The following is a 21,105-nucleotide window of genomic DNA, read 5'->3' on the forward strand; positions in this document are numbered from 1 at the left end:
ATTGAAATAATTTGTATTTTTATCCTAATTAAATTGTGATTAATCAAGAGTCTTACGGCTACTATTCTGACACCGTGACGTAAGGCAGCAGATTAATCCCCGCTTTCTATTGAAGGTATGTATATTTGCGTATCTAAATAGATGTGGGGACTGCTGTAATTCCATGTCACGAAAGGTGTCAGAAGCTTTTATAGTAGCCATGGTTTGCAGTCTCCACATTTATTAGCTGCATCTCCTAGACTCGTAGTTCAAATACGAGTATGAAACATTTATCAGTAAAAACGCTTCTGCAAAATCTTATTTCGGCGCCGGAATAACTACCACATTCCTTTTTGCCAATGCTTTTTTAGCAATTCAATCAACAAATTCAACACAATGTATTCACCAAACCCTACACTCTATGGATGCTACCTTAAATCACGATCCAGATTCTTTTCCAGGCTTAGGCCTGATGGAGACTTTCTTTCAGTGTTATCCTCCTGAGAAGGCGGAGAAGCTGCTTTGGCGCTGGCTGCTTGCCAGTATTAAGAATGATTTCACCGGAATTTCTGAAAGTGATTTCAGAGAGTTCTCGGACTTTTTTGAACGGTTGCATAAGCTGGAAATGGTGCTGCATGAGCAGTACAAGGAACAGCAGATGCAACTAAGGAAGGGGGATGGCTTATGAAACTAAACCTTGATTTACGTGGTGGAAAATGGTCCCTGCTGATATGTCCACCTGAATAAATAGAACCTCCAGGACCTGGTCGTTGATATGGTTTTTTAACGGCTAAGGTCTTTTCTTTTTTTATTCGCCGTTTTCTGCGCTGAACCTTAAAAAAAGCTCCTAATTGAGCTAAGGAAATTCTATTGCCTTTTATGTAGGTGCAAGTGCGGGAAACATTATTAGTTCATTCATTTATCCTTAACAAAATGTACCCAATGTCATTGTTCTTTGAGCCGGAAAAATCCCAAGGAGAGAAGTTGTTTGAAAAGTTTCTTTTCATTCTCGCTGGGCTTCTTTTAGCTATGTTTATTGTTCTGGCAACCTCTGCTGCTAATGCCCAACAGTTAGTTCCTGCAGTGAAAGCTCTGCAAAAAGGGGATGCAGTCCCCGATCTTACGCTCACAAACCTGGTTAATATTAAAGATAGTACTGAAACTATTCATCTTACCAGTACTGATGATAGATTAACTGTCCTGATTTTTTTTGGTACCTGGTGCTCATCCTGCCGCGCTGAGTTTCCGTCACATCAGGCCCTGCAAAATCGTTTCAAAGAAAAGGTACGGTTGATTATCGTAGGTTCTGAGCCCAGGGCCAAGCTGGCTTCTTATTTTAATACAGCCCGTTTTACTGATGGAACGTCCTATACCTTCCCCTGTGTGGCCGAAGACAAGCAGCTGAAGTCCCTTTTCCCCCATAGATTAATTCCACACCTGGTTTGGATCAAGTCCGGCAAGGTTGTAGCAACTACTGATGGGGAGGAACTTACCGCAGAAAATATTACCACCGTTCTAAACGGATCTGCTCCTCCATACCAAAAGAAGGATATAGACGCAGAGAAGCCTCTCTTCTTTAATGACGATCTGCCACCTTCTGCAATTTTTTCGCTTTTCATAAAAGGTCAGGTAGATGGGCTTGGTAATGGAGGGAGATTCAGGAGGTCCGGAGACGTGGTATTTGGGAGGTTAATGCATAACTCGCGCTTGTATGAAATGTACCGGCATGCGGCATCTGAGCTCTTGCCCGGTATCAATTCGAAAAGAGTATTGTCTACCATTAAAGATTCATCAGGTTTTTTTATTCCGGCACAGGCTTCTCCCTCTGAGCGCAGGAAGAATTATTGCACCTATGAAATTAGAGTCCCCTTAAAAGAGGCTGATAGTCTGTATGCGTACATGCTGAAAGATCTGAACCGCTATACTCCATATCATGGCTCCATTGAAAAGCGAAGAGTGAAATGCTTAGTAATGACAGTGGTACCAGGTTATAAGGATCGCTTAAAAACTAAGGGAGGTACGCCTGAATTATCGTTTTTCCCGGACCAGCCTCCTTTGATGATCAACTATTCAACAAAAATCCTGCTGTTGCGACTTAACGACTTAAAATTTCTTCCTTTACCAGTTGTAGACGAAACTGGTCTTACAGAGAATATTGATCTATCCTTAACCTCTTTTCCAACCAGCGAAGCTGAACTTAAATCTGCTTTATTAAAACAGGGATTGAAACTTTCGGAAAGGGAACGTGAGCTTGAGATGCTCTGCCTCAAAGACGATAAGTGATTATTTTATCTATACCTCTCATTCTAAAATTATGATCCAGCATTTTGAAAAATCTATAGTCATTAAAATAAATTTTATTGCCATTCTACTTGCACTTTCCGGCTTGTTCCTAACGAGGGTAGCTGTAGCTCAAAGTGGAAGTTTTGAAGTAAGCGGGAAAGTGTTTGACGAGAACGGGCAACCACTGACAGGAGCTGCCCTGGTTGTTGCAGGGAAGGCTTTAGCGCTTACCGATAATCTGGGAAGATTTAGCCTCAGGACAATAAAAGGTGGCGATACGCTTTTAGTCCGTTTTGTAGGCTGCCTGGATAAAAAGCTAATAGTAGGCCCTGGTGATACTTCTTTAACAATCCGGCTGCAACTGGCAAGAACCGAAATGTCAGCAGTACAGGTGACAGTTTCTACCGGCTACCAGCAGTTGCCAAAGGAAAGATCAACTGGATCTTTCAGTACCGTTGACGCCAAAGTGCTCGGCCAGCAGGTAAGTACCGGGCTGATGGAAAGACTTGAGGCTGTTGCTAATGGGATTACAGTCGATAGAAATACCAATCAGCAAGGGCGCCTAATGGTAAGAGGGCTAAGTACCATCAACGGCCCAACTGCCCCGCTTATTGTTTTAGATAACTTTCCTTACGAAGGAGATCTGAATAATATTAATCCTAACGATGTTGAAAGTGTAACGATCTTAAAGGATGCTGCTGCGGCTTCTATCTGGGGAGCAAGGGCAGGGAATGGTGTAATTGTGATCACGACGAAAAAGGGCAGGTATGGGCAGAAAACTCAGATAGAGTTTAACAGCAATGGAAGTTTCGGTGAAAAGCCAGATCTGGGTTATTTAAGGCAGATATCTTCGGCGGATTTCGTGGAGGTAGAGAAGCTGCTGTTTGAGAAAGGTTTTTATGATAGCCAGATAAACAGTGCAGTTCAAACCGTATTGAGTCCGGCAGTGGAAATACTGCTAAGGAAACAGCAAAATACGTTATCAGCTGACGAGGCAGACAGGCAGCTCGACCTGCTCACGCAGCACGATATGCGGGACGATTTTAGTAAACACTTTTACCAGTCATCCCTCAATCAGCAATATGCCTTATCGCTACGGGGAGGTTATGAGAATGTTTCCTGGAATGTATCGGGCGGTTATGACGATAATACCTCTAACCTGGATGCCCGCTATAAACGCTTCACTTTAAGACTAAACAATAGTATTAAGCCTGTAAAGAACTTAACGATCAGTGCTGGGGGATTTATTACCAGCAGTAAGATTACCAATGGTAAGCCAGGCTATGGGGAGATAGGTTCTTTATATGGTGTCTATATCTACCCCTACGCTTCATTTGCTGATGATGCAGGAAATCCTGTTGCCCTACCGCGAGAGTACAGGCAAAGTTTTTTGGAGACACTGGGAGGAGGGAAGCTGCTGGACTGGAAGTATTATCCGTTAGAAGATTATAAGAACACGGTGAATCAAAATTCCACATTGGACATGAACCTTTCTACCGCCTTGGAGTACAAATTCTCAAAGTTCTTCAGCCTGGATTTGAAGTATCTGTACGAGCGGCAAAATACTTCTGGAGAGCTAAATCAGGGGGAGAACAGCTGGTTCTCCCGTAACCTCATCAATACCTATAGTCAGCTTAGTTCTTCAGGTGCGCTGACTTACAGAATTCCAAGGGGCGCAATATTAGACCTGAGCGAAAGGAAGCTGAATAGTCAGAATCTGCGCGGTCAGTTGAATTTCAATAAGGACTGGAGTGTGCACAGTTTTAACGCGATAGCAGGAGCTGAAATAAGAGAAACAAGAGTTAATGGGAATAATTACCGCACTTACGGCTATAATGGTAACATTTTAAACAATACGCCTGTGGATTACACTACCGCTTTCCCATCTATCATTAGTGGTTTTACCAGTTTCATCCCTAACCCAGCGGACTTTTCTCTTACCAATGATCGCTTTGTTTCTTATTATGCCAATGCAGCTTATTCTCTTCTCGGTAGATACACGTTGTCTTTGAGCGGCAGAAGGGATGCATCCAATCTGTTTGGCGTGGGAACCAACGATAAGTGGAATCCTTTATGGTCAGCTGGATTGGGATGGGAACTTTCGAAGGAGGGTTTTTATTCATTAAGATCGTTGCCTCTTTTAAAGCTTCGGGCAACCTATGGTTTTAGCGGAAATGTAAATCCTGCCATGACCGGCGTAACCACGATAGAATACCTGCCTGCTAATGCACTTACCGGACAACCTTACGCTCGCTTCCGCACCTATGCAAATCCTGAGCTGAAATGGGAAACTGTTCGCACAAGCAATTTGGGGATAGATTTCAGAACTACGGCTGGCAGGATATCCGGAAGCCTGGAGTATTATTGGAAGAAGGGGGATAATTTATTCGGCAATGCACTGATTGATTACACGGCAGGTGTAGGGGCAACGATTTTAAAAAATGTGGCTAATATGAAAGGTAAGGGTTGGGACGTAGAATTGAATAGCAATAATCTAGCCGGAAAGCTGCGCTGGATGACGAACCTGAATATGAGTGGCTTTAAAGACAGGGTTACTAAGTACTACCTGAGTTCCAGAACTGGCAGCACCTTTATTAATACAAAACAAGCTGTTTCAGGAGTGGAAGGCCGGCCCGTTTACTCGATCTTTTCTTACAAATGGGCTGGACTGGATCCGACCAACGGAGACCCACTGGGGTATTTTAAGGGAGAGGTTAGTAAAGATTACCTCTCCTTAACGGGTACTGCCACTACTGTTGATGATCTGAATTATCACGGATCAGCTATCCCTACCTTGTTTGGATCATTGGGGAATACTTTCTCCTGGAAGAACATCTCCCTAACGGCACGGCTATCGTATAAGTTCGGTTATTACTTTCGCCGTGAAAGTATTAATTATGGGAACTTGTTTACTCAATGGAGAGGGGATCGGGACTTCGCTTCCCGATGGCAGTCGCCTGGAGACGAACAGCATACTAACGTTCCTTCCATGGTTTATCCTTACTCCTTTAGCAGAGATGATTTTTATGCGGGTTCATCAGCATTAGTTGAGAAGGGAGATCATATTCGCCTGCAGTATATCAACCTCTCCGTTTCCCTGCCCGATAAATACCTGAGAAATGTGAGCATGAAAGGATTAAACCTTTATGTGAACTGTTCCAATCTGGGTCTTTTGTGGGCGGCCAATAACAAGGGGATCGATCCTGACAATTACTACAGTTATACCAGTCTGAAGCCAGCCAGGACGGTGGCCATTGGTTTAAAAGCAGATTTTAAATAATAAAACACATGACTATGTTTAGATTTACATATACCGCAGTTTCAATGCTGCTAATAACAATACTCATTTCTCTGTCAGGCTGCGAGGATTTTCTGGATGAAAAGCCTAACCAAAAGCTGGCGGTACCTGCTACATTAGATGATCTGCAGAACTTGCTGGATAATCCGGCTGCCATCAGCTTAAATAACGCTTCTCTGCCTGAAGTTTGCGCAGACGATTACTACAACATTGAAGCCGACTGGAAAGGATTTGATCCCTTTCTTAGAAATGCTACCATTTGGGAAAAGGACCTTGGCACGCAAGCTGTAAATACATGGCGAAATCAGTATACTGCTATCTATTATATGAACTCGGTATTGGAAGGGCTGGATGATGTTGAAAGAGGGGCTGGAAACGCAGGGACTTATGATAACATAAAAGGTCAAGCGCTTTATTACCGGGCAAAATCCTGTCTGCTCCTGGCTTCTCTTTTCTGCAAGACCTATGATGCAGCTACAGCTTTGACTGATTTGGGACTGCCTTTGAGAATAGGAACGGACTTCAACAAGGTGTCTAAAAGGGAGAGCGTCGAGGCCACTTATTCTTTGATCCTGAATGACCTTATTGCAGCAAGCTCATTGCTGGATAATTCTCAGGTTCATAAGTTAAGGCCGACAAAGGCTGCTGCCTTTGGCTTGCTCAGTCGGGTTCACTTGTTTATGCGTAACTATCCAGCGATGGGTCAGTTTGCTGATTCCTGTCTTCGTCTTAATAATAAGCTTCTGGATTATAATACCCTAAAGTCAACCGATACTTACCCTATAAAATATACGAACGATGAGGTGCTTATCCTGAACAGGATAACAGTACCGGCACCATTGAATGCAGCCTCGGGGAAAGTGGATTCTAATCTTTACCGCTCTTACCACAGTAATGATCTACGCAAGGATATCTATTTTAGAAAGAATACAGACAATTCCTACCGGTTTAGGGGAGGCTATGAAGGCAACGGTTCCTTTTTTGGAGGACAGGCGACGGATGAAGTATACCTGATGAGAGCGGAAGCTTTTGCCCGTGCTGGTAAGAAAGATGAAGCGCTTGGGGATCTTAATACCCTCCTGGAAAAACGTTTTAAAACAGGAACATTTGTGCCGGTAACGGCATCAACTGCAGAAGAAGCATTAGAATTAATCCTGGTTGAGAGAAGGAAGGAACTTCTCTTCCGCAATATTCGATGGCCGGATATCAAAAGACTTAATAGGGAAGGCCGGAATATAACCTTGGTAAGAAAGATTGGGGAGAAGTTATTTACTCTTCCCCCAAATGATAATCGCTTTGCTCTGCTAGTCCCCGATGATGTAGTTGCCCTTTCTGGGATGGAGCAAAACCCAAGGTAAAGCTAGTCTTAACTAGAATAAATAGGATGGCCGAAGCCATCCTATTTATTCTAGTTGCGCTTATTATCCGACATTTCAACAATAGCTTCCTCACTCTGAGACGTCAGGAAGGTTTGCAAATCAGTTTGATTGGAGGCTGAAGTCACAATAGAACAGGGAAGGGTGGTCCCTGATCCACATCCTGCAGGTTCCGGGATTCCTTGCTGGTAGGCCGATGCTGACTTTATTTGTGATGCATTTCCGGTAAATACCCAGGTAGTTGTTCTTCTAGCATTAGTGAATGCGCTTCCGATTACTGCTAATGCAATTACTGCTGTGCTTAAAATGTACTTTTTCATAGTTTTTAAATTTTTGTGTTTTAAATAAATAATAGATGTAGAGCTGACGGCTTTCTCACCTGGTGAAAAAGCGGTATTGGTAGTTGAGTTCCTGTGTGTTCCTCCTTTCTTTAATGATTAGTCCGGTGATTGATAGGATGAGAAGTGTTATATTAAATAAAAGATGAGTATCCCAGCGGAGGTAGGAAATAAGGCCGCCGCATGTGCAGGCAGTTTCTCCGAGCAGATTTAGCATTGCCATGGCAACATAAAGGGTAAATGCAAGGAGGAGTGTGGTTGAAAGCTTAAAGCCAAGCCTTCTTGTTGAGGGAAAAAATAGAAGTACTACTGTTGTCAATTCAATGAATGGAATGAACCAGGCGAGTATTCCCGATAACCACTCGGGCACTGGCTGATTAAGCATCTGCCTTTTTGTTTCCTCAAAGTTGAGTAGTTTACTTAGCGCCGAATACGAATAGATTAAAGTAAGTACTGAATAACAAGTAGTAATAATGTTCTCAGATGAAGGCTGATTTTGTATTGTTCCAAGGGTCACTTTAGTTTCCGTTTTCATAGCCGATGTTCTTAGATTAAAATTAGGGTGCCGGACCTGGGAAGTAAAGAGGCGCCCGTCGCTATTTTACGTCATCAATAAGGTTAAATTAAGGAGCAACCGATACTACTTTTCTTTTTTAAAGGCCTCGTGATTTTTAACTCTGCTAAGATGTTTTCTGGAGATATTCAAATAGGATGAGATCATTGGCAGCGTAGCCAGCTCGGATACCGTTTTGTAACGGGAATGGAATAACCTATACCTTTCAACAGCAGAAGTAATTCTTAGGAACTGATCTCTTTGCATAGATTTTTCATACTGGTACTCCAGGATTTCCAGCATGCTCCTATGAAATTCAGTATGGTGCTTTAATATCTCCATCAGGTCTTCGTAAATGAGTGTATATACAATAGTGAAATCCACAGCTTCGATGTAATCCTTGCAGGAAGTTTTTCGAAAAAAGTTGGGAGGTATCAGAAAATCGCCTGTTTGAAAAAAGTCGCGGGTTATTTCGGCGGATTTGCGTTTGTAGTAGGATCGAAGCAGCCCTTTCTCTACAAAATAAATGCAAGTTGCCCGTTGGCCTCCTCCAACCAGGATCTGATTAGGTGAATACTCTTGCCTGGTTAATTTGGAACTCAGGAGCGTTTTCAATTCTGTTGAAATGGAAATAAATGCTGTGAGGCTTTCTATTGCTGGATGTGTCATCATAGGAAAATAAAATCAAAGGAAGTATCCTGAGGAGGCTGGTCAAGTGGCTTCAGGTTGTAGAAAAAAGACTCCTTTTGTAAATGGTCCCCCCATATTAGTTAATGGAGGGGTATTTTGAGTTTCTTAATTTTTTTGAAAAAAATTCTCATGTCACCGAATCTGTAAATTTGCTATGGTATTTTAGATCAATGACTTGAGCCTATGAATATCTTAACCTTTGTCCGGAGTTTATTATCAGAAATTCGATCCATTACCTACTCCGATCTGAAACAGCGTGATGATCTGATAGTCAAAAGCTTTGATGATTTGAAGAACGACCTGGACAGGGGAGTTTTTGAGCAATGGACCTGCGAGGTCGCCTTACGAAAAATCAGCCAATTGATGATTTCTAACCGAAGGGTTTTGGTATCACTTTCGAGTAAGGCTGGCAGGATCGAATTGTTTGGGGCTGGAAATATTAATGAGGAGATTTTATTCCGGCGATACCTGGAAGATCTGCAAAAACATATTGAGAATTCGCATAATAATCTACTTCCGCTTGATGCCAGTTTTCCTTTTAATCATTTTTCAGAACTCCTGATCTCTAAAGCTGGTGCTGTTAATCAGATTCTGCAGGATGTGAAACAGCATCCCTTTTTGAATGATGGACTAAAGTCTGTACTAGCCGGATTTTTGGAAAGCTTTAACAGCGATAAAGCTTCAACATGTACTTACAGGAAAGTCTTCTATTTTATTAGTTTCCAATCCGGCTTATCTGAAGTAATTAATGAGAAAGAGGGGGCAGGCAGGACTGTAGAGGAGGCTGTATATGCATTCCTTTTTGTAAGAAACTTCAATTCACCGGACTTCTATGCTCATTATGTTTCGCGGGTTGAAAAAAGGCTCGAAGATATTGGAATATACAAGGACCAGGCTTTTTATCTGTTACATGAGATTAAAACAGTAAAGCAGTATCCTTATTTTTTCACCGAAAATTATGAACCGGAAAGTACCGACATTAAGACGGCAGCCTGTAACTATCTTAGAGAAGAATTGCAGTATATCAAAGAATCAGAAAGCCTTGGTTCTGCGGAATTTAGAAGAGGGGACGAAGGTAACCCCTACTATTTTCATGTCTCCATGACAGTTGCACAGCTAAATCTGTTTTTCAGGTTAATGCTGGATTCTGGTATAATAATCACTAAACGAAAGTCTCAGCTTTTTCAGTTTATCGCCAATGACATTGGAACAATAAGGAAGGATAACCTGTCCGTCAGGAGTATTAAAAATAAAGCCTACGGCCCTGATAAAAAGACTGTTCTAAAAGTGAAACAACATTTACTGACTTTGCTTAGCGCAATTGATAGGTATTAAAAGTCTACCCTGCGCTTCTGATTTTACTTTACCCTAATCGGGAATATCTGATACCACAAATAGCGACATCGGCGCGACTTAAAAATTTAGTACATCATTTCTACTTATACCTATGAAACATTTCTTTCAACAACTTCAAACCGACCTAGATCGGCTTCTCGAGCAGGCCCAGGACAATGAAAATGTCTTTGTTCGTCTGGAACTATCTGTTAAGTCAACCCGAACCGTATTGCTGCAATTAAGAGAGTATATTGCTGAAAACGGTTTTGAAAACCCGGAAGACGAAGTGGTATTCTTCAAGAACATCAAGCCCGTCTTCTACAGTCGTTTCATTTATTATCAGTGGCTGTACAGCCTGGAATCAAGAAAGCCTTTGGGTGGAAAGCTTGCTCTGCAGGAGTATTACCATTCTGAGCTTAAATCCCTTAAGCATTTCTTCAACCGGAATCATAGCTTCTATGAATACTACCGCGCGGGCTGGACTTTTCTGGATGAGTTTTATTTCCGGCGTCAGGGTCCGAATTATCATACAACAGGGGATGACCACGACTTTGATCCACTCTTTTCTACCAGTCATGATTATATTTTAGCAAAGATCAGGGCCGCTGAAGTACTTGAGGGGTATCTGGAATCATTATTATCCGAACCGGACAAAATCGAGCAGGGACCCAATCTGCAGCAAAAGCTGAAATGGACCGGCGACACAATAAACCTTGTGGAAATAGCCTATGGCATCTGGCTTACAGGACAGATGAATAACGGAAACGCAGGCATTGCGGAAATTATTAGATGGCTGGAAAAGGTATTTCAGGTAAGGATCGGCCGGGCGCACAGGCGATGGGTGGAGATTGCACAAAGGAAACGTACCAGCTATACCAAGCATCTCGATCAGATGAAGAATGCAATTCTGCAGAGGATAGATAATGAGCTGGATGTTAAGTAATAAAGAGGCCGGAAGGCCTCTTTCCCAAAACAATTCTTATTGATTATTTTTCTTTGTTTTTTATCTCTGTAACTTCCTTACGGATGTCTGAAGCTAATGTCTTTAGGTCCTGCATAGCTTTTCTAACCCTTGTTCCGGCTGCTGCATTTCCTCCGTTGTAAAACTTGTCTGCATCTGCCTCAACTGCAGCCACAAGCTCTTTAATCTGATTGAACTTTTCCATTTGTCTTAATTCTTAAGGGGGCGAAGATGCGTAAGGATAACTTCTTTTCAAAATTTCTTTAGTTAAGAGTCTGGTACAAAGCATTTGTATATAATGGATAAGCTTTTTTGAAGTCACCGGCAAGAAAATGATTGAAGAAGGGCCAGGCATATCGAGTAGGAAAGTAGCCATTAGTTGGCTACCTGTCCTCTCACACCACCGTACGTGCCGTTCGGCATACGGCGGTTTGTTAGAATAACTTCGTCTGGTGTTTTGTTTTCCAGTGATAATAGTTAGCGAAGCCTGTGTATTTTAACTTGCTGAAGTAGGCATTGTTTAAGCTTACACATAGTACTTTACTATGAGCAACCCGGCAATAGCCTTTTCGGCAATAAGACCACTTATAGGCTTCTTCCTTAGGAACTCCAAGCTTTTGTAGTTCCCGCATCCGACGAGAGGCTTTCTTCCATTGCTTCCAAAGAATCATTCGAAGACGTATTCGCGTCATCTCGTCCAGTTTCTTAAGCAAACTTGATGCTTTTGCCAGTTTAAAGTAGTTAACCCAACCTCTTATAATTGATTCAAGGTTCCCAATGATTTCCATTATTGAACCTGAATAATTCCGCCGGGTACAAGATCGTACCTTACCCTTGATTGATTCCAATGTAGAGGGAGACAGGCGAATGTGCCACTGGCTGCTCCAGTAAAAGGAGAAGCCTAGCAGGCTGCTGGAGGTAGGGCGACTTACCTTGGTTTTCTCCCGGTTAACTTTCAGCTTCAACTTCGTCTCGATGTAACTTATGATGCTTTCCATCACCCGGTAAGCTGCTTTCTCACTTCTGACATAGATACTACAGTCATCCGCGTATCGGACATACCGGTGCCCCCGCTTCTCTAACTCTTTATCCAGTTTATCTAGTACGATGTTAGATAGAAGGGGACTTAGGGGGCTTCCTTGTGGTGTACCTTCCCTACGAACTCTCATTAGTCCTTTGTCCATGATGCCGGCTTTTAAGTAGCTTCTGATCAGCCTCAGAGTTTCTTTATCTTTTATCTTTAATGATAATGCGCTCATCAGCTTGTCGTGGTTTACCTTATCGAAGAACTTTTCCAGATCCAATTCAATGATCCAGGTATAGCCTTCCTGAAGGTAAGCTCTGGCTTGTTCTACTGCCTGATGGGCATTTCTTCCAGGCCTGAAACCATAACTCTTATCAGAAAACTCCCGCTCACACAAGGGCATTAACCACTGACTGATACTTTGGCTTACTAATCGGTCTACTACCGTGGGAATACCCAGAGTTCGCGTCCCTCCGCTTTTCTTTGGTATTTCCACCTTTCGTACCGCCAGGGGGCGGTAGTTGCCTTCTAATATTGTTTTCCGTAATGTTTGCCAATGGGCATTGAGATAGCTTCGCAGATCTTCTGTCTGCATACCATCTGTTCCAGCTGAACCTTTATTCGCAGTTACCTGCCTAAAGGCGCGCTGAACATTACGTATATCCAATATTGCTTCAAGCACCTAAAAAAAAAAACTACTATCAGTAAAAAAAACATTCAGGTGTTTACACTGATTCTGCATCCCATTGCTCAGCTCCTCTCCCTGTCGTTTCGGACTTCCGGCCTTCTTCTCTATAGAGAGTTCTCTTAAGTGGTGCTGCTGTCACTGCTTTGAGGATAAGTTTTCAGTTTCTTTCACCATTCTAACATTCAGCCCTTCCTATAGGAGGTTATAGTACTATGGCCTCTGCTGACTTCTGCTCTCACCAAGCAGTCATTCTTGCTCTGACTCTTGTTTCTTCTAGGACATTCGCGCATGCCTTCGACAGATTGATTGCAGATCTCCCGGGGTAAGATGCACCGCTTTCAATGGATCTAGCCTCTGCATATACAACCTAATGATCCGTGCAGTATTGGGTTTCTGTTTGTTTTGCAACATCGCCCGCATTAACTTGCCTTGTATGCAGTTCCTGTTCGTAAGCCCCCATTTTTGCCGCCGACTTCCTTCGGATTCGCAGTCACCCACGACACCCTTGTCTTAAGCTAACACTTCCTACTGCAAAGCGTGTTCGGGACTCTCACCCTATAGCGGTGCGCCGTGCCCGGCGCACAAAAAAGCTTCGGTGCTATGTGAGCACCGAGGCAACCTAAACCTTATCACAATTTGTAGACATAAATGTAGAGAAGTTTTTCAAAGAAACAAATGGGTGAAGATTTTCCTGTTGTTCATCTCCCTTTTGGATACTTACTGCTTTAACAGGCGCTTTTTTTTGCCCCCTTCTCTGGTTTCTCAAAGTGCTTTAAGCTTACGTCCATAATTCAAACCAAAGCGTAATTCCTTCAATTACAAATACTACCTTTCTTCAACTAAAATAATTTTTAGTACCCACCCATCTTACTACCAACGAGCTTTCCTGCTTCTGACAACCTTTGTTTCGTCGGCCGGGACATTCCCGGAGACGGAGGTAAGGACCTTCTGGTTTTAATCTCCTTCGGTCTTTGACATCTGGGGATGAAGCATTATCCTGCGAGGAGCGGGAAATATTGTGAAGGCAGATTTTATTTTGCTGAAAGCGCATAGGCAGGCCAGTAGCCCGGTTCGTAGGAACTGACGTGAGTAATCCCGAATTAATAGAACTTGGTTAATCTACCATAGGGGGGCGAAAGCCCCTTTTTTATTTTATAGGAATTCATCTTATTAACAAATACATCGCTATGGAACCTAATCTAAGTGCTACGGAGATTAACCGTCAGGTGTCTCTCGTCGAACTTTTGTCCCGGCTCGGCTATCAGCCCAGGAGTAAATCAGGGAAAGAGTTCTTTTATCTTTCTATGATCCGTGATTCGGATACCAAACCATCTTTCTGTGTCAACTCGGAATACTCTGTCTGGTTCGATCATGGTCTTGGGCGCGGTGGAAATGTCGTCGAATTTGCCAAGCTGTACTGGAAGAACCTGGAATTTAAAGAGGTGCTGGAGGAGATTGGCAGAGTGATGAACCTGTCGCCGGTTCCGACACAGGTGCGGAAGGAGTCACGTGAGGAAAAGCGGCGGAGGTTTCAGAAAGTTCCTCACTATAAAGTCGACGAGACTAAGCCGCTGGGAAACCATCCCTCTATTACTGCTTATCTCAAAAGCCGTGGTGTATGGGATGTGGCAGGGGAACGTTTGAAGGAAGTTTATTATCATGTCCTGGACGACAACAATCAGAGGAAGAATTTTTATGCAGCGGGATGGAAAAACGATCTTGGGGGATGGGAAGTCCGGAATAAATATTTCAAAGGTTGCCTTGGTAAAAAAGCTTTGTCCTTTATACCGGGAGATAAGAATAAGCTACTTGTCTTCGAAGGGTTCCTGGACTATCTGAGCTGGTTGTTTGAACACAGAAAGTCTCAGGAAAGCGTAATTGTCCTGAATTCCCTGGTTCTTCTGCCCCAGGCTATTGCAAGGGCCTCCCACTTTGCGGAAGTTTCGATCTTTTTTGACTTCGACAGGAAAGGAAGAGAGGCAACTAAGTCGTTTGTTGAGCAGGTTCCAGGTAGCTCAGATCTGTCAGGCCACTACCAGGGACATAATGACTATAATGAGAAACTAATGTCCGAGTTGAACAACCTGGTAAAGGAACCCTTTTCTGAGTATATGGCAAAGCTGAAGGTTGGATTCAGCAGGTGAATATCTGCATATTCCTTAATACCTGTATTCCGGTATCTAGATCTGCTTAAATATAGCTGCCTGAATAGTCGTATATATAGATCCGCAGGTATCCCAATATGTAAGTGGCTGTATTATTAAATTAATGAATATAAGAACAGAAGATTATTCTTCTATTTCGATAGCTGTATATCTGTTTATAGGCTTATTTGGATAGTTAATGATTTAGCTCTCTGTCCTGGCAGATATATGTTTGGTCTGATTTATGGATATAGGGATATCTGTTTTGCCCGATATAAATATGTCTCTATTTCTGAGTAGCTGTACATCCGTACTTCAGAATATTTGTCTGTTCACTTTACCATTTATTCCGGTAACTGGTTATGTGTATATATCCGCTATGATCTTCTGTTACTGATTTCTTCTTCAGATGGAGGAGGTGCTGTTTGTTTTGTAATCTGCAAGTTGTGTCTTTGTACGGACAACCTTCGTTCCCTCAGATTCTCCTCCAAGACCTGCCTGCCGCAAGCGGGTAATTAGTCGCAACTCCTTTAATTCTTTTATGCTTAAAAGTAAGCGTTTTGAAATCCGGTTGTCAGAGGAAGAGGCTGAAATGCTCCTGAAGCTGGAGAAGGATCTGAAAACAAACAGATCAGAGCTCGTCCGTCAACGGGTAATTTATGGGAATAATGCAGTCTTTGTTGATACTAAGCAGCTTTTGGCAACTCTGGATAGGATAGGAGCGGAGCTTGGTCGTTGTGGAAACAACATTAATCAGCTCGCCCGGCATGCCAATATTTTAAATAAAGAAGGTAAACTGTCTGCTCCTCTTATTGCTGACTTCAATGCCTTGTTTGATGAGTACATTAAGCTTCAGAGAGAAATGGAAAAAACGCTTCGTCAACTTTTTCGCTTAATCCGTTAAGGTATGATTGTAAAGATCCTGAGCAAATCTGCAAGCTTCAATGGCGTAAGGTACAACAGCAATAAGGTGGATAAAGACAAAGGGGTATTAATGAAAGTGGCCAATTTTGGTGCTCTTGGTAGTTTGAAAAGTCCCCGGCCTACCGATATTATCAACTATCTGCGAATGGTTTCCTCAGCAAACAAGAAAGTCAGGTACCCGCAGTTTCATGCCGTGATCTCTTGTAAAGGCCGTGAAAAGACTGCTGCAGAACTTACTGTTCTGGCGGAAGAATGGCTTAAAGAAATGGGCTATGGAAATAATCCTTACCTGCTGGTATTCCATAAGGATTCGCAGAACAATCATATTCATATGGTATCGACAAGGGTAGGCAGGGACGGCAAAAAGATAGACGATTCCTTTGAAAAGATCAGATCCTACAAGGCTCTTCATAAGATAATGGGGGAGGATGAAAGTCTGAAGGCAAAGGAAAACTTATCCCGTATTCTTAAATACAACTTTTCCACCCATGCCCAGTTCAGGCTTCTTGCGGAGCTTCTGGGATATCAGGTTAAACAGGGAGAAAAGGATTATAGCCTTTGTAAGTTCGGCCGGCAACTGGCCTCCGTTCCTCTTGATACGATTAACGGCGCCATAGCTTCGGCATCTTTTAATGTGGTTCGCCAGCGGCAGCTGAAAGCAATTGTTGTTAAGTATAAAGCGCAGTTGGACAGTACACTTCATTCCTCCGGGAAGGGGAATTATACTTCGGAGCTTACTGATTACCTTGGGAAGTCTTTCGGGCTTGAGTTTGTTTTTCATGCAAGTAAAGGAATGCCTCCATATGGATATACGATAATTGATCATTCCAGCCTTTCAGTTTTTAAAGGCGGCGAGATTCTCCCGCTCCGGCAATTACTTCCTGAGTCTCTGGATACACTGGCGGCTGGCTTTAATAATCCGGTTGAGAGTTCCGGAAGATCTTTCGTTCCTGATCTTATCCTTAGTCAGGACGTGGATGATGAGTCGGTTCATCAGAAACACCGGAAGAAAAAGAGAAAGCAATCACGATAATTTACAGCTATGCTAATAATAATTGGAAACCAAAAAGGAGGAGCAGGTAAAAGCACTATAACTTTGCTTCTTGCCTATTACCTGAGCCTGCTTAAGAAACAAAAGGTGATAGTGCTGGATATGGATTACCAGCAATCTATCGCATCAAAAGCAGAGAAAGCAAAGATCCTGGATGATCCTCCCCTGTATGAAGTCGTTCCTGCAGACCTGAAGCATTTTCCTGCAATGTATGAGATCATGAAGAATAATAAACGGGAATACGTTCTGATAGATCTGCCGGGTAAAATGGATGATGATGGTCTCATTCCCGTATTTAGCAGGGCAGACCTCATTTTCTGTCCATTTTCCTATGATGAACTTTCTGTCGACTCAACCCTGCTTTTTACCATGGTTGTGCGGAAGATCAACCCTCGCATTTCCTTCGTCTTTCTGCCAAACAGGATTAAGAATACCGTACGTTACGAGACGAAAATCGAGGTGGATAAACTTTTGACTGATTTCGGCCCTATTGCTCCGGCAATCTCCGACAGAGTAGATTTTCAGCGTATAACTACGTTCAATATTCCTGTCGTGCTGGCTCCTGTTATTATACCCGTTCTGGATTTGATTTATGATCAGTATTTAAAATTGAAGGAATAATTATGAATGAAATTAAATCACTGGCTGATCAGATCAGGGAAAGTATAAAGAACGGGGAACAGGTTTCCGGCAAGGAGGGTAAATCTTCGGGCAGGAAAAAGACAAAGGCAGCCAATCAGGCAATAGAACAGATGCTTCAGCAAATGCTTTCTCATCAGCTGACCGGTACGGAAAAACTGCTTATCCGCCTGGATGACCGGACACTCTTTCTGCTTAAGCAGCTTAAAGTAACCAGAGGAGTAGATATGAATAAGGCGATTTCCTATATGGTAAAGATCTTCATTGAAAGTACTCCTGATCTTACAAAGTATATTAAAGAATCTATTAATACCCTCGAACTATGAAATGGTCCCAGTTCTTACTTTATCTCAGCAGCATTTATATGCTCTATTACAGCATAAACTTCCTGTTTGACTTTCTCCGATTTAAAAGATATGAGCGGCAGGTCCCGGAAGATGAGACAATATTCTTTGCCGGGGAAGTTGAACCAACGCTGGTAGTGACGCAGGATGAACCGGTTGAGGTAGCAAAGCCTCCGTCAGTTAATCCCGTTATTATAAGTTCATATCCGATAGAAGATTTGCAATCTACAGGTGGAGTGAGCTTGAAAGAGCTTTTCGAACTTGCCAAACAGGATGTTATCCAGCTTACCAGGCCTATCCCATTCGTTTAAACTCCTGATTATCCTGTTCAGGTTTTACGCTTTCCTCCTTTAACAAGCCCACCGGCTTCAGCGCTCCGGCGTTTATATCTCCCTATTTTTAATTTCTTTTTCAATGACTGAAAAGTTGAAAAACCTATTCGTCGTGGCTGTGCTATTTCTGGTTACAGCCCAAAGTGCCTTCGCTCAGGGAGGCGGTTCTACCGGGATCAATGCAGCGACTTCTTCGCTTACCAGTTATGTCGATCCGGTCTCAGCCCTCATTCTTGCAATCGGGGCAGTCGTTGGTCTTATCGGCGGTGTTCGTGTTTACATTAAATGGAACTCCGGAGATCAGGACATCAACAAGGAAATCATGTCCTGGGGCGGCTCCTGCCTTTTCCTGGTACTGGTTTCGGTAGTCATCAAAGCTTTCTTCGGAGTTTAATGAGGTCTACATTTCCAATTTATAAGGGGCTGCAACGGCCCCTTATTTACCGGGGATTCAAAGGCAGGTTTATCTACTGGGGAATCGGTTCGCTTCTGGCCGGCCTGATATGTGGCGGAACTACTGTCGCTATTGGCAATATGTACCTTGGCGCCGTAATGACGATCTTAATCATTGCAGCTGGTCTTACTCTTACCTATTTCCGTCAGAAAGAGGGGCTTTATTCCAAATCCCGCCACCCGGGAATCTTTGTCTGTCCAACTAAACTTCGATTGCATTATGAAAGCAGGAAAAAACACCTTCTCCCTTCCTTACGCGGGAATAGATAATGATCGAGGCAAAGCTGTCCTCTACACTATGGGCGGCGAATTTTCCGTCGTTTTCGAACTGAAAAATCCGGTTCTTCAGTACACACCGGACCCGGATCTGTATGAAAACTTTCACCTGCTGATGCTTAATCTCGTTAAAATACTGGGTGAAGGATACATTATTCAGAAACAGGATCTTTTCGTTCGCGATAGTTTTCAGGGACGGGAATCTGAAGAGTTCCTGACTCAGAAATATAATCAGCATTTCAGGGGACGCTGCTGTATCCGGCTTAAAACATATCTGGTTATTACCCGCCGCGTTCGAAAGGGCGCTTTTTTTGTTTATGACGGTAACGCTCTGAATCAGTTTCATGAGCATATCGCAAAAGTTTGGGATTTGCTGGGATCTGCTGGCATTGATTGCCGCCTGCTGGAGGACGCTGAGATTGATACATATTTGAAGAGACTTATGGCCCTGGACTTTACCAGCGGAAATATTGTATTGAACAATTTCCGGTCAACGCCCAGTCAGTTGGAAAGCGGGACTAAAGCTATTCGTATTATCAGCCTTGTTGATTCTGAAACTGTTGATCTTCCTGAATCTGTTAGTCCATATACTCTTCGGTCAGAGGGAACTGAGCTTCGGAATTTTCCCTGTGATAATATGACCTTTCTGGCAACTGTTCCTCAGGCAGATATTGTACTCTATAACCAGGTAATTGAGATACCTCCTCAGCAATCGACCCTTCACAAACTGGAACTGAAGAAGAAGAGGCATTCAGGAGTACCTGATCCTGCTAACCTACTCTGTGTGGAGGATATTGCAAAGTTGCTGGGGGATGTCGCCAGGGATAATCAGCTGATCGTTTATGCTCACTTTTCAATAGCGGTTTCTTCTCCACTTGAGCTTATTGATAAGGCAGTCAATTATATTGAATCTGCACTTTTTCAAAATGGCATCATCCCTTCCGCAAATGCCTATAACCAGCTGGAACTTTTCCGCTGTCTTCTTCCGGGAAATTCTGTTGCCTTGAAAGAGTATGATAAATTTCTCACAACCGCCGAAGCCAGTATCTGCCTGCTGTTCAAGGAGCGTTTTCTTCAGGATGAAGCATCTGATTTTCTTATTTATTTTACCGACCGTCAGGGTATTCCGGTCGGTTTGGATCCTTCAGACCTGCCACTTCGCACGGGCAGGATGAACAACAGAAACAGATTTGTGCTGGGACCGTCAGGATCTGGAAAAAGCTTCCTGATGAACAGCCTCATTCAGCAATACATGAACTACAATATGGATGTGGTCATTGTTGATACGGGCCATTCCTACTCGGGGCTCTGTTCCTATTTCAATGGAAGGTATATCACCTATTCGGAGAAAAAGCCCATTACCATGAATCCCTTTTTAATGCATCCCGACGAGTACAATATCGAGAAAAAGGACTTTCTGTGTACCCTGATCGGACTGCTGTGGAAGGGATCGGAGGGTGATTTGAACGGAGTTGAGCGGGACGTTGTTTCCAGTACCCTTAGTGCCTACTATTCCTGCTATTTCAATTTATCCGGGGATCCTGAACCTCAAGTCTCGGAACTTAGCTTTAATTCATTTTATGATTTTGCTGTTCAAAGGATACCTGAAATTAAGAAAGAGGAACGTATCCACTTCGATCTTGATGAATTCAGGTACGTGCTGAAAAAGTTCTATAGGGGCGGGGAGTTTGACAGCATCCTGAATGAAGCATCTGACTCTTCTCTCTTTTCTGAGCGCTTCGTCGTTTTCGAAATCGACGCGGTAAAGGAAAATAAGATACTCTTTCCGATTGTCACCCTGATTATTATGGATGTCTTTATCCAGAAAATGCGAAACCGGAAGGAACAGCGAAAGGCGCTTATCATTGAAGAAGCATGGAAAGCAATTGCTTCCCCATTGATGTCCGGTTATATATTGTACCTCTATAAGACAGTTCGTAAGTTCTGGGGAGAGGCTATCGTAGTGACGCAGGAACTTTCTGACATTCTCGGAAATGCGGTAGTTAAGGACAGTATCCTGAGTAATTCAGACACCGTATTCCTGCTGGATCAGTCGAAGTTCCGGGAGAACTACGCGGAGATAGCGCGGCTGCTTGCCATTTCGGAAGTGGAACAACAAAAGATCTTTACCATTAACAAGCTTAATAACAGGGAAGGTCGCAGGTTTAAAGAGGTTTATATCCGCAGAGGTACAGTAGGGGAGGTTTACGGTGTAGAGGTTTCTATTTATCAGTATCTGGCATATACTACTGAGAAGCCTGAAAAAACAGCGGTGGAAATCTATGTAGATCACTATGCTTCTTACCAGCAGGGGCTGGAGGCTCTTGTTTCTGACCTGGAAACGAGCAGCCTTTCATTAACTGACTTTGTTAAAAGGGTCAATGCGGGAAAAGTCCCGCTCTATTAATTCATTTCAA

20 protein-coding genes are annotated in these 21,105 nt (G+C 43.0%); 15 read left to right on the forward strand and 5 right to left on the reverse strand.

What is annotated here, in order from left to right:
* The first annotated feature begins 400 nt into the window (after positions 1-400).
* From J4N25_RS20955 to J4N25_RS20970, 4 genes are all read left to right on the forward strand, one after another.
* Positions 401-667, forward strand: a complete 267-nt coding sequence (locus J4N25_RS20955) for a hypothetical protein (RefSeq protein WP_207423756.1) — start codon at positions 401-403, stop codon at positions 665-667.
* A gap of 254 nt (positions 668-921) precedes the next feature.
* Entirely contained in the window at positions 922-2,262 is a 1,341-nt protein-coding gene (locus J4N25_RS20960; protein WP_207423757.1) for a TlpA family protein disulfide reductase, read from the forward strand.
* A 31-nt stretch (positions 2,263-2,293) separates the two neighbouring features.
* Positions 2,294-5,542, forward strand: coding sequence for a SusC/RagA family TonB-linked outer membrane protein (locus J4N25_RS20965; protein WP_207423758.1), 3,249 nt, complete (start codon positions 2,294-2,296; stop codon positions 5,540-5,542).
* A gap of 14 nt (positions 5,543-5,556) precedes the next feature.
* Positions 5,557-6,918, forward strand: coding sequence for a RagB/SusD family nutrient uptake outer membrane protein (locus tag J4N25_RS20970; RefSeq protein WP_207423759.1), 1,362 nt, complete (start codon positions 5,557-5,559; stop codon positions 6,916-6,918).
* A 50-nt stretch (positions 6,919-6,968) separates the two neighbouring features.
* On the opposite strand, the gene J4N25_RS20975 is transcribed toward J4N25_RS20970, so the two are convergent.
* From J4N25_RS20975 to J4N25_RS20985, 3 genes are all read right to left on the reverse strand, one after another.
* On the reverse strand, positions 6,969-7,256 hold the full coding sequence (locus J4N25_RS20975; RefSeq protein ID WP_207423760.1) for a hypothetical protein: 288 nt from the start codon (positions 7,254-7,256) through the stop codon (positions 6,969-6,971).
* A 55-nt stretch (positions 7,257-7,311) separates the two neighbouring features.
* A complete protein-coding gene (locus tag J4N25_RS20980) occupies positions 7,312-7,809 on the reverse strand; it encodes a MauE/DoxX family redox-associated membrane protein (RefSeq protein WP_207423761.1) in 498 nt (165 codons plus the stop codon).
* A gap of 105 nt (positions 7,810-7,914) precedes the next feature.
* Entirely contained in the window at positions 7,915-8,499 is a 585-nt protein-coding gene (locus J4N25_RS20985) for a Crp/Fnr family transcriptional regulator (RefSeq protein WP_207423762.1), read from the reverse strand.
* Between the two features lie 201 nt (positions 8,500-8,700).
* Here J4N25_RS20985 and J4N25_RS20990 point away from each other — a divergent pair, with 201 nt between their 5' ends.
* Entirely contained in the window at positions 8,701-9,852 is a 1,152-nt protein-coding gene (locus J4N25_RS20990; protein WP_207423763.1) for a hypothetical protein, read from the forward strand.
* A 112-nt stretch (positions 9,853-9,964) separates the two neighbouring features.
* Complete coding sequence (locus J4N25_RS20995) at positions 9,965-10,795, forward strand: RteC domain-containing protein (RefSeq protein WP_207423764.1); 831 nt, start codon at positions 9,965-9,967, stop codon at positions 10,793-10,795.
* 43 nt (positions 10,796-10,838) lie between these two features.
* On the opposite strand, the gene J4N25_RS21000 is transcribed toward J4N25_RS20995, so the two are convergent.
* Together J4N25_RS21000 and ltrA are read right to left on the reverse strand one after the other, a co-directional pair.
* Positions 10,839-11,018 (reverse strand): BF3379 family histone-like protein, encoded by a 180-nt coding sequence (locus J4N25_RS21000; RefSeq protein ID WP_207423765.1) that lies wholly within the window; start codon positions 11,016-11,018, stop codon positions 10,839-10,841.
* A gap of 229 nt (positions 11,019-11,247) precedes the next feature.
* The gene (ltrA, locus tag J4N25_RS21005; protein WP_207423766.1) at positions 11,248-12,519 is read right to left on the reverse strand and encodes a group II intron reverse transcriptase/maturase; all 1,272 of its coding nucleotides are present in this window, start codon (positions 12,517-12,519) and stop codon (positions 11,248-11,250) included.
* A gap of 1,193 nt (positions 12,520-13,712) precedes the next feature.
* Between ltrA and J4N25_RS21010 the strand changes: the two genes are divergently transcribed.
* The 9 genes from J4N25_RS21010 to J4N25_RS21050 all read left to right on the forward strand — a co-directional run bounded on the left by J4N25_RS21010 (position 13,713) and on the right by J4N25_RS21050 (position 21,095).
* Positions 13,713-14,669: a DUF8464 domain-containing protein gene (locus J4N25_RS21010; RefSeq protein WP_207423767.1), complete on the forward strand. Its 957-nt coding sequence runs from the start codon at positions 13,713-13,715 to the stop codon at positions 14,667-14,669.
* Positions 14,670-15,210: 541 nt separating this feature from the next.
* Positions 15,211-15,573 carry a plasmid mobilization protein gene (locus J4N25_RS21015; protein ID WP_207423768.1) on the forward strand — a complete coding sequence of 121 codons (363 nt, stop codon included), beginning with the start codon at positions 15,211-15,213 and terminating at the stop codon, positions 15,571-15,573.
* 3 nt (positions 15,574-15,576) lie between these two features.
* The gene (locus J4N25_RS21020; protein WP_207423769.1) at positions 15,577-16,626 is read left to right on the forward strand and encodes a relaxase/mobilization nuclease domain-containing protein; all 1,050 of its coding nucleotides are present in this window, start codon (positions 15,577-15,579) and stop codon (positions 16,624-16,626) included.
* Between the two features lie 9 nt (positions 16,627-16,635).
* Positions 16,636-17,265, forward strand: a complete 630-nt coding sequence (locus tag J4N25_RS21025; protein WP_207423770.1) for a ParA family protein — start codon at positions 16,636-16,638, stop codon at positions 17,263-17,265.
* A 2-nt stretch (positions 17,266-17,267) separates the two neighbouring features.
* Positions 17,268-17,609 carry a hypothetical protein gene (locus J4N25_RS21030; protein WP_207423771.1) on the forward strand — a complete coding sequence of 114 codons (342 nt, stop codon included), beginning with the start codon at positions 17,268-17,270 and terminating at the stop codon, positions 17,607-17,609.
* Positions 17,606-17,938 (forward strand): hypothetical protein, encoded by a 333-nt coding sequence (locus J4N25_RS21035; RefSeq protein ID WP_207423772.1) that lies wholly within the window; start codon positions 17,606-17,608, stop codon positions 17,936-17,938. Before J4N25_RS21030 ends, J4N25_RS21035 begins: the two co-directional genes overlap by 4 nt.
* A gap of 103 nt (positions 17,939-18,041) precedes the next feature.
* A complete protein-coding gene (locus J4N25_RS21040) occupies positions 18,042-18,353 on the forward strand; it encodes a DUF4134 domain-containing protein (protein ID WP_207423773.1) in 312 nt (103 codons plus the stop codon).
* Entirely contained in the window at positions 18,353-18,682 is a 330-nt protein-coding gene (locus J4N25_RS21045) for a plasmid transfer protein (RefSeq protein WP_207423774.1), read from the forward strand. Before J4N25_RS21040 ends, J4N25_RS21045 begins: the two co-directional genes overlap by 1 nt.
* Positions 18,633-21,095 (forward strand): TraG family conjugative transposon ATPase, encoded by a 2,463-nt coding sequence (locus J4N25_RS21050; RefSeq protein WP_207423775.1) that lies wholly within the window; start codon positions 18,633-18,635, stop codon positions 21,093-21,095. Before J4N25_RS21045 ends, J4N25_RS21050 begins: the two co-directional genes overlap by 50 nt.
* Positions 21,096-21,105 lie beyond the last annotated feature (10 nt).

The organism is Desertivirga brevis, from assembly GCF_017355835.1.